Origin of the sequence: Eggerthella sp. (assembly GCF_048329335.1) — a bacterium.
Taxonomy (GTDB): domain Bacteria; phylum Actinomycetota; class Coriobacteriia; order Coriobacteriales; family Eggerthellaceae; genus Eggerthella; species Eggerthella lenta.
In genome coordinates this window covers 1-8,465 of sequence record NZ_DBFEGU010000235.1, presented here as the reverse complement: position 1 = coordinate 8,465, position 8,465 = coordinate 1, and the positions used below count along the sequence as shown (strand labels likewise).

Annotated in this window: 7 protein-coding genes; 1 reads left to right on the top strand and 6 read right to left on the bottom strand. The window is 64.7% G+C overall.

Annotated features, from left to right (window positions below):
- Nucleotides 1-328 precede the first annotated feature (328 nt).
- Entirely contained in the window at nucleotides 329-766 is a 438-nt protein-coding gene (locus ACMO6A_RS07780; RefSeq protein ID WP_418471031.1) for a lipocalin, read from the top strand.
- Here the strand turns inward: ACMO6A_RS07780 and ACMO6A_RS07775 are convergent, their stop codons facing one another.
- The 6 genes from ACMO6A_RS07775 to ACMO6A_RS07750 all read right to left on the bottom strand — a co-directional run bounded on the left by ACMO6A_RS07775 (nucleotide 767) and on the right by ACMO6A_RS07750 (nucleotide 8,016).
- The gene (locus ACMO6A_RS07775; RefSeq protein ID WP_009307000.1) at nucleotides 767-2,323 is read right to left on the bottom strand and encodes a helix-turn-helix transcriptional regulator; all 1,557 of its coding nucleotides are present in this window, start codon (nucleotides 2,321-2,323) and stop codon (nucleotides 767-769) included.
- Nucleotides 2,324-2,386: 63 nt separating this feature from the next.
- A complete protein-coding gene (locus tag ACMO6A_RS07770) occupies nucleotides 2,387-3,070 on the bottom strand; it encodes a ferric reductase-like transmembrane domain-containing protein (RefSeq protein ID WP_009306999.1) in 684 nt (227 codons plus the stop codon).
- On the bottom strand, nucleotides 3,067-3,756 hold the full coding sequence (locus tag ACMO6A_RS07765) for a TorD/DmsD family molecular chaperone (protein ID WP_009608665.1): 690 nt from the start codon (nucleotides 3,754-3,756) through the stop codon (nucleotides 3,067-3,069). Before ACMO6A_RS07765 ends, ACMO6A_RS07770 begins: the two co-directional genes overlap by 4 nt.
- A gap of 110 nt (nucleotides 3,757-3,866) precedes the next feature.
- Nucleotides 3,867-4,481, bottom strand: coding sequence for a 4Fe-4S dicluster domain-containing protein (locus ACMO6A_RS07760; RefSeq protein ID WP_009306997.1), 615 nt, complete (start codon nucleotides 4,479-4,481; stop codon nucleotides 3,867-3,869).
- Nucleotides 4,481-7,309 carry a molybdopterin-containing oxidoreductase family protein gene (locus ACMO6A_RS07755; RefSeq protein ID WP_009306996.1) on the bottom strand — a complete coding sequence of 943 codons (2,829 nt, stop codon included), beginning with the start codon at nucleotides 7,307-7,309 and terminating at the stop codon, nucleotides 4,481-4,483. The genes ACMO6A_RS07760 and ACMO6A_RS07755 overlap by 1 nt, the downstream gene beginning before the upstream one ends.
- A 29-nt stretch (nucleotides 7,310-7,338) precedes the next feature.
- Nucleotides 7,339-8,016: a hypothetical protein gene (locus ACMO6A_RS07750; RefSeq protein WP_009306995.1), complete on the bottom strand. Its 678-nt coding sequence runs from the start codon at nucleotides 8,014-8,016 to the stop codon at nucleotides 7,339-7,341.
- Nucleotides 8,017-8,465 lie beyond the last annotated feature (449 nt).

The following is an 8,465-nucleotide window of genomic DNA, read 5'->3' as shown; positions in this document are numbered from 1 at the left end:
CACGTCTGCTATCCGTTTGAAAACTTCCGAATCCGATGATTTTTCGCCAACGGAGGCGCTTTCGGATGCACCGAGGGGAGGACTCAAGATGCTCGGCGGGAAGGCGCCTCCGACGCGAGCTCCCGAAACATCGTGCTCGCACGACGCACCGTGCGAGAGACCCTTCCGCTTTCGGGACATCTCGCGTCACGTGGTGGCCGGAAGGGCCGTGCATGCCGTATACTTCCAAGGACGTGAAAACGACGAGGCGGGAGACGCCGCCCGGGGCTGCGGCTACGATGCGGCAACGGCGACGGACGCCGCTTGCGAGGAACAAAGGAGAATGCGGATGGAGATCGCTCGTTTGGTTCTAGGCGTGTTGCTGCTGGTCGCGTTCGCGCTGCTGACAGTGCAGCTGTACAACGGGCGCTGGCTGTTCCTCATCGCCAAGCCCGAGAAGGCGAAGAAGGGCACGTTCTTCCCCGAAGGAACCGCTAATACGGGAAAGCGCGCGGCATGGGTGATGGTCGCCTGCTTCGCCGTGACGGCCACGCTCATGGCCTACGAGATGAGCAAGATGACCGGCGTGCCGGCGTTCGCGCAAACCTCCTCCATCCTCAACAACATAGCGCTGGTGGCGTTCTGCCTGAGCCTGCTTTGGACGCTGTTCGCGGGTCGCGACGAGCAGAACTATCGGGATCGCTTCAAGAAGGACGGCGTGCGCCTGCTCGTCTTGCTGCTGGGAGCCTGCGCCGTCATGACCGCGCTCTCGATTCTGTTCGTCTGATCAGCGCTCCTGCGTACGTTCGGTGGCGCGGTCGACGAGGTCGATGAGCTCTTGGCGCGAATGGATATCCAGCTTCGCGTACACGTTGCGGGTGTGGGTTCGCACGGTATTCCACGACACCTGAAGGCGCTTGGCTGCGGCGCCGGCATCGTAGCCCATGGCAAGGCAGCGCAGCACGTCCTTCTCGCGTCGCGACAGCCCCGCCTGATCGGCTAGCGCATCGATGGCCAGCCCGAAGCGCCCCTTCTTGTTCGTATGCGCGTCAGCGTCGTCGGGGCGCATACCGGGCAGCTCGTCGCCCAGCAGGTCGTCGAGCGAGGCCTCCCCCTCCCCTTCGGGCTTGAACAGACGATCGAACTCCTTCTCCGAGAACAGCACGAACGCGCAGGCCAGCACTGCGAACGCCAGCACGAGGTACAGCACGATCGAGTTGCCCGTGGCTGCTATCTGCGGAAACACGTGCACGCCCGCCAGCCATCCTGCTCCCGACCCCGCCATGAACGCTCCGTAACCGAAGCCGAACACGAGCACGGCCGAGATATGGCGTTGGTACACCACGAACGCGAGGATGCACCACAGCACGAATTCGAAGACCGCCGAGAGGAACGTGACGAGCGCGCTCCATCCAAGGTGCGTGACGCCAACGATGGGACAGAACGCGATGAGCGCCACGACGGCGGCCATGATGACGGAGTAGATCTTTCCGAAATCGAACCGCTCGCCCTCCACGCCGATGGCGGCCGCTGCGAAGACGAGCGCCATCGCCATGCGCAGCAGCATGACCAGGCGCGTGTTGTCCAACGTGACGTCGATCGGCGACACCTCGACGAGCATCGAGCGCAGGGCAACCACGACGAACGAGAACGCGAACGTGACGGCTGCCAGCTTCCAGAACGAGCGCGGGAAGCGGGAGCGGCTCTCGCCGCGCTCCGCCTTCTCGCCCAACGGTGCGATGAACGACAGCGCGGCGGCTCCGGCTGCCGCAAGCGGCATGCCCACGAAGGCGAGGATGCCCGCGAGCGACGGCCCGCCGGGCACGGGCTGCCACGAGGGCGATCCGATGACGGTGAAGTAGATGACTGCGATCGCCACGTGCGACAGCGCCGTGTACAGGATGGCCTTGCGCGGCGCGATGGCGCCGTAGAGCTGCCCGCACTTCAAGCCGACGACGGCCGTGCCCAGCCCCGTGCAGGCGCTGGCGATGTAGAAAAGAGCGGTGATCAGGTCGTACGGAAGCACCTTCGTGAGGTAGTACGGCCCGATGAGGACGATGACGAGGCAGCCGAGCGAAGCGAACGCGCCGCCGGCGATCACCACGGCGGGGCGGTCGAGCAGCTGCCGTATGCGAGCCGCCCGAAAGGTGGACGCCAAGAGCACGATGCCGAACGTCAGCGTGGACACGATGTACATCGTTGATATGTTGGCGCCGTTCATCTCCGTGTCGGAGAGCCATGCCGTGCCGCTGTAGGCGATGTAGGCCCATGCCAGCCAGACGCCCAACGCCAAAAACGGCAGCGAAGGGCACGCCTTGACGAGCTTTTCGAAAAATCCCTTCATGAAGCCGTCGACTCCCCCTCCCGAAACGGACGACAGCCCGAACCGCGCGCTTCCCCTCGAGCGTCAGACGGCTTCGCGGATACGGCGTTCCTTCGCCGCGCGGACGAGCCGTAAAACGACGTATGCCGCGAACACGATCGAGTATACCGCAACGCTTGTCGTCGCCGCAACGCCGCCATGCAGCGCCGAAGGGGCCAGCATCAGCAGCAGGTGCACGTACGTGAGCAGGAAGAACGGATAGGCGAGCTTCTGCACCTTCTTCCAAGTTTCGGTGCGCATGCGCCTCTTCACCAGGTTGAACGACGTGACGCCCAGCACGGCCAGCAGCGCCAGCAGCACGACCGCCACCGCGAACGAGGCGGCCACGTTGCCGTTCGTCGCCCCGCCCGACGCGATGCGCGGCAGGTACGTGGCCCCGTACACGGCCACGTGGCCGAGCGACAGGAGCCAGGCGACGATAGACAGCTCGGCGCGCACGGGCTTGAGCCACATGCAGGCGCGCGAGCCGCGATCCAGCACGCCGATGTACATGACCACGACGAACAGGGCAAGCGGCAGCAGGCATTTCTGGATAAGGACGAAGAACACGCTCCATGCGTCGCGGGGCATGCCCCAGAACGTCCCCGCCACGAAGGCGACGTCCACGAGCAGGGCCGCCGCGTAGAACGCCATCGGGCAGGCTTTGAGGGGGTTGCGCAGCGCGAAGCAGGCGGCAACCGTGCATGCGAGCACCAGCGCGAACGTCATAGCCTCTCCAACTCCTCCGCCATATCGGCCAGCACCTCGGCGTCGAACAGGAAGAAGCCCTTGCTCATCTTCAGCACGCCGCGGTAGAAACGCGTTTTCACCAAGTGCAGCGCCAGCTCCTCGAAGTCGTCGAACCACGACAGGATATGGTCGTGCAGCACGTGCTGCGAAAGGCGCACTTGTTCGAGCGCGCATTCCGCATCGTTCGTCTCGAGCGCGCGCACGGCCCGGCTCGCCAGGAGAGCCTGGAACTCGCAGAGGTACGACAGGTGGTCGTCGGGGAAGTCGTAGCCGGGGCTTTTCCGCACGCTGTTCTGGCGGTACAGGCGGTACACCTCGTGGTAGGAGTCCTGGAACAGCAGGCCTTCCTCGCTCGTGAACACCGACTCGTAGGGCGTGGCGTAGCGGCCTTTCCACGACGACGTCCCGGCGAAGGCGCCCGTGAAGTCCACTGCCAGCTCCTGGCGCGTGCCGGAGTGCCGCTTCGACAGCGCGCGCTCCATGTCGTGCAGGCCCTCCGCCATGAGTTCTCCCGCGCCGGCGAATGCCGCAAGGCCTCCCTCGGCGATGTGGTCGATCTGCTCTTGGGCGAGCGGTTTGTAGTACAGCGCCGCCACCACGTCGTAGAACGCCGCGCGACCCTCGAGCGCCGACACGAGGCCCGCGCAGGTCTGCGTCTCCATCATCGTGACTCCCCTTTCTCGTTGCTTCTCGACCCCTGGCTTGGACGCGCCGCCGCGTCCCGGCAGGCCTTGGGAGGGGTTCGGCCTGCCGGGACGGGTTGCAGCGCGCGGGCTTACGATGCGGACACGCGGTCCGTCGTCACAGGATCGCCCTGCCATGCCGCCGTTGCGGCGGACAAGATGTAGACCGTCGCCGGTTTGAGCCCGTGCGGATCGTCAAGCTGGTGGCAGTTCTCCGCGCCAGCCGCTGCAACAGCCTTCGCAGCGGAGCTGTCGGGATCGTCCAGGTCGCCGAAGTAGCGCGCGCCGCAGCAGCAGTTGTGCACGCAGGCCGGCACCCAGTCCTCCTCCTCATGTCGCTGGAAGCACAACGTGCACTTCTCCACCACATTCGTGTTCGGATTGAGCGTGCGCACATTGTACGGGCAGCCCTTCAGGCACGATTCGCACCCGATGCACTCCTCGGCATTGACCAGCACCACGCCCGTGGCTTCGTCGCGGTACGATGCGCCCGTCGGGCACACTTCGATGCAGCCGGGGTTCTCGCACTGCTGGCATTGCAGGGGAATCCAGTACTGCTCGATGTCCGGGAAGGTGCCCGTGGGTCCCACGGCGTGCACGCGGTTGTAGTACACGCCCAAATCGACGTTGTTCTCAAGCTTGCAGGCCGCAACGCAGCCGTCGCATCCGCTGCAGCGGTCGAGATCGATAACCAGGCAGTTTCTCATCAGAACACATCCTTCGTCTGAGCTTCGGACAGCATTTCCTCAGTCGGCAGGAACGGCGCGAACTCCTCGGGCTCCACCCATACGTTCGCGGGTTTCTGGGACTTCTCGATCTTCACCGTGAAACCGCGGTTCGTGTAGGAGCCGTACACTTCGTTGAACGGGGCGTCGTTCTTCGTGAGCACGTTCACGTTGCACTCGCGCCAGCCGGCCGTCGGGTTTGTCTGGGACTCGTCGTAGCACTCCGGGTTCCAGAAGCGCTCCATCCACACGGTTTTCGGATGCACGCCCTCGGTGAGGTAGGCGCGCGCGTGCACCTCGCCGCGGCGGCTGGTCACCTTCACCCAATCCATATGCTCGATGCCCAGCTCCTTGGCGCTCGCCGGATTGATGCGGATCTCGGCCGTGGGGAACAGCTCGCGCGACAGCGCGGCGTGGCGCATGGTGCCATGGTGGAAGTACGGCACGCGGCCCGACGTGAGCACGAAGGGGTATTCCTCGTCGGACAGCGGGCTCTCCGCCGGCTCGATGTACGAGCAGATGGGGCTGTAGTCCTCGCAGGGCTCCTGCGGCTCCGGATAGCAGAACGGATATCCCGTGCGCGCCAGCTTGAGCAGGATCTGGCAGTACACCTCGATCTTGCGGGACTCGGTGCCGAAGCCGGCAGGCAGGCCATCGTCCACCACGGTTTCATGTTGGCCGTAATGGAAGTACTCGCTGGCCGGCGTGACGTAGGGCACGTACTTGTCGGCGTCCTTCACCAGCTCGTCCCAGCTGGGCGCGTGCAGCGTCTCGGCGACGGAGGCCTTGACCTCCTCCTCGGTGGCGCTGCCCAGGTATCCGGGCTTGAGACCGGGCAGCTCGCCGCCCATCTTCTCCGCGCATTTCGCCACCACCTGCGCGGCTGGGATGGAGTGCGACACCGTCTCGCCGATGTGCACGCACTCGTTCTGCAGCCACTGGGTGTTGAGCTGGGTCATGTTCACCATGGGCTCTTCCAGCCACTCGCGCACGGGGAACACGAGGTCGGCGGCCTCGATGTGGAAGGAGGTGAGCATCGGGTACTGGCCGATGATGTAGTCGACCTCGGGGAACACGTCGTACCACGACTTCGCATTGCCCAGCATGGCCAGCTTGTTGCCCGACATGTCGAACCACACGCGCGGCTTGTACGGCTCGCCGGTGGCGATGGCCTCGCGCACCGTGGGGATATGGCTGTGGCACCATGCGTACAGACCCTTGTGGTCTTTCATGCCAAGTCGATCGACGAGCAGCTGGTTCGCCAGCTTCTGCTGCGGGTTCTCCTCCCCCAGCTTCTTCGCGCGCGCCTCGTTCTCGGCATCGCTCATGCCGATGACCGCGCCGATGCCGTACATGTCCGAGAACATGCCGTCGAAGCCGTTGTTGTACGTGACCGGGCGCTTCGTCGGCGGCGCGCCGGCGGCGCCGTACTGCGTCATCGTGCAGCCGGGCTTGTTGACGTAGCCCATGATGGAGTCCAGGCCCATGCAGCCCAGCGGCACCTGCGAGGCGGACTCGGTCATGTCCGACGCCACGCCGTTCGCGATGCCGGCAACGGAGGCCTCGGCGTAGATCTTGATGGCTTTTTCGATCTTGTCGGCATCGAGCCAGCAGTTCTCGGCGGTGTGCTCGAGCGTCCAGGGATCGGCTTCTTCCTTGTAGATCTGGCCGGCGGTCTTGTACGTCTTCCCTTCGAAGTCGCCCGTCCAGAAGATCTCGGGGTTCACTGCGGCGTCGGCGGGCGCGGAGAACTCGAAGGGCGCCACCGCGTTCGTCTTGAGGTCGTAGCAGACGTAGGCCGGGGTGTTCTCGGGCGTGGTCTGCTGGAAGTCGGGGAACAGTTCCTGCGCCTTCACCGGCAGCTTCGTCTCGGGGTCGATAAGGAAGGGCAGGTTCGTCCAGTACTTCGTGAACTGCTCGTCGTAGAGCTTGTTCTCGAAGATGTAGCGGAACCAGCACAGGAGCAGGCCCGTGTCGGTGGCCGGGCGCACCGGCAGCCACACGTCGGCCTTCACCGCGTCGGGCGAGAAGTTGGGATCGACCACGATGGTCTTCACGCCCTTGGCGCGCAGCTCGGCCATGCCGCGACCCGATTCTGCCGTCTGGCTGACGGAAGGCTGGGCGCCCCACAGCACCACGACCTCGGCCTTGTTGTCGGGGTCGGGACGGAATATCTCCTGCACGGCGTTGTCGGCGATGGACTGGTCGTTGCCGCCGTAGAACAGCTTCGACATGCTCCAGCGCGGCAGATAGCACTGGGCGCAGCCGGGCTCGAACACGGTGGGCGACCCGAACGCCATGGGCAGGGTCATGGCCTCCATGAACGAGTAGGCTCCGCCGCCGCCCACGCTGGCGAAGAAGGAATAGGGGCCGTATTTGTCGATGGCGTCGCAGATATGCGTGGCCGCTTCCTCGACGGCCTCGTCCCAGCTGATGACCTCCCATTTGTTCTCGCCGCGCTCGCCGGCACGCCGAAGCGGATGCAGCACGCGGCGGGGGCTGTACATGGTGTGCAGCTGGTTGAGGCCCTTGATGCACAGGCTTCCGCGACTTACCGGCGCGTCGGGGTCGCCTTCCAGCTTTACGACGACGCCGTCCTTCAGATACGCGATAGCCGGGCACATCTGGATGCAGCCGTGGCAGGACGTCTTCATCCTCACGAGACCCTCGTCGGCGCCGCCGCCGGACGGAGCCTGCTCCTGCGGAGCCTCCTGCATACAGCCGGCCATCGAAGCGCCGAACGCCGCCGTCGCGCCCACCAGAGCGGACGCCTTGACGAAGCTTCGACGTGTCAACGTGGTTTCAGCCATGTTCTCCAACCTTTCTCCTTATGATGGTTCTACTCGCTTGCCTTCAGATCCCGCAGAAACGCGTCCCCCTCCTCCGTCAGACACCAACCTTCTTTCCAGACCAAAGCGCCCGAGCGCTCCAGCTTGTCCACGAACACGCTGGGCTGCATGCGCCGCCGCTCGCCGTCGACGACGGTTTCCAGCACGGGGCGCCCGCGCAGCAGTTCCACGATGTCGTTGTAGGCGCGCGGACGGGCTCGGACGAACTCCAGCAGCTCGATATACACGTCGGCGCGTTCCGGCGCGAGCTGCAGCAACTCCACGAGGCGCGCCTGAGGGCGATGCTGCTCGACGAAGCGCGCGCCCGCTTCGGTGGTGCGAAACGCTACGGAACGCACGAGGTCGTCGACGGCGTCCTCGTCGAGACCCTCCTTGTCCTGCTCCATGACGATGGCGCCGCGCTCGTCTCGCTCGATCCTATCCAGCCCGCCGGCGCGCACGAGATGCTCGGCCAGGCGGTACTGGTTCTGGGTAGCGGTTTCGAATTCGGGCCAGGATGCTGCTTCGCGCTCAAGGTCGTCCAACGCGCGCTCCTCGGCGCAGTACGCGAGCATGCGATAGAGCACCTCGCGGTTGAGCGGATGGCGGCATACCGTGTCCTCGATTGCAGCCATCCGATCCTCGACGGCTTTCGCGTCGACGACGGTTTTATCTTGCATGGCAGTCATGCGCCTCCCCCTTCGCTGCATTCCTCCGTTGGGCTAACTTTAGGCAGCGAACGATGGCGAAACTATCTGCATTCTGGATGAAATGTGGAGGAATTATGGCGAAAGTTCTCACGCAAAATGCGTGAGTGAGGGAATTTCAGCTGAGAAAACAGGGGGTCGGCGAACGATTCGCCGTTGTGGGCGCAAAACGGCACCCATGGCAATTTGCGCGTGCCGTGCGGGCGCGACGTCGACCAAAACCCCTGATGGCGAATTTTTCGATATACGATTTCCCAGTGGATAGCCTCAAGAAAATGTCATGGGTGCCGTTTTGCGCCCACGGCAGCGGAGTCGCTGCGGCGGGGCGACTCCGGTAGGCTTACCTCCAACGCACTTGCACGAGGTCGTCGAAGGTCGTCGGCAGCGCGGCGAGATCGAACGTCGCCAGCAGCTCTTCGGGCGTTGCAGGG

Coding starts and splice junctions, on each gene's coding strand:
- ACMO6A_RS07750 (WP_009306995.1), bottom strand. CDS start 8,016: ATGACTGCCATGCAAGATAAAACCGTCGTCGACGCGAAAGCCGTCGAG.
- ACMO6A_RS07780 (WP_418471031.1), top strand. CDS start 329: ATGGAGATCGCTCGTTTGGTTCTAGGCGTGTTGCTGCTGGTCGCGTTC.
- ACMO6A_RS07760 (WP_009306997.1), bottom strand. CDS start 4,481: ATGAGAAACTGCCTGGTTATCGATCTCGACCGCTGCAGCGGATGCGAC.
- ACMO6A_RS07775 (WP_009307000.1), bottom strand. CDS start 2,323: ATGAAGGGATTTTTCGAAAAGCTCGTCAAGGCGTGCCCTTCGCTGCCG.
- ACMO6A_RS07770 (WP_009306999.1), bottom strand. CDS start 3,070: ATGACGTTCGCGCTGGTGCTCGCATGCACGGTTGCCGCCTGCTTCGCG.
- ACMO6A_RS07755 (WP_009306996.1), bottom strand. CDS start 7,309: ATGGCTGAAACCACGTTGACACGTCGAAGCTTCGTCAAGGCGTCCGCT.
- ACMO6A_RS07765 (WP_009608665.1), bottom strand. CDS start 3,756: ATGATGGAGACGCAGACCTGCGCGGGCCTCGTGTCGGCGCTCGAGGGT.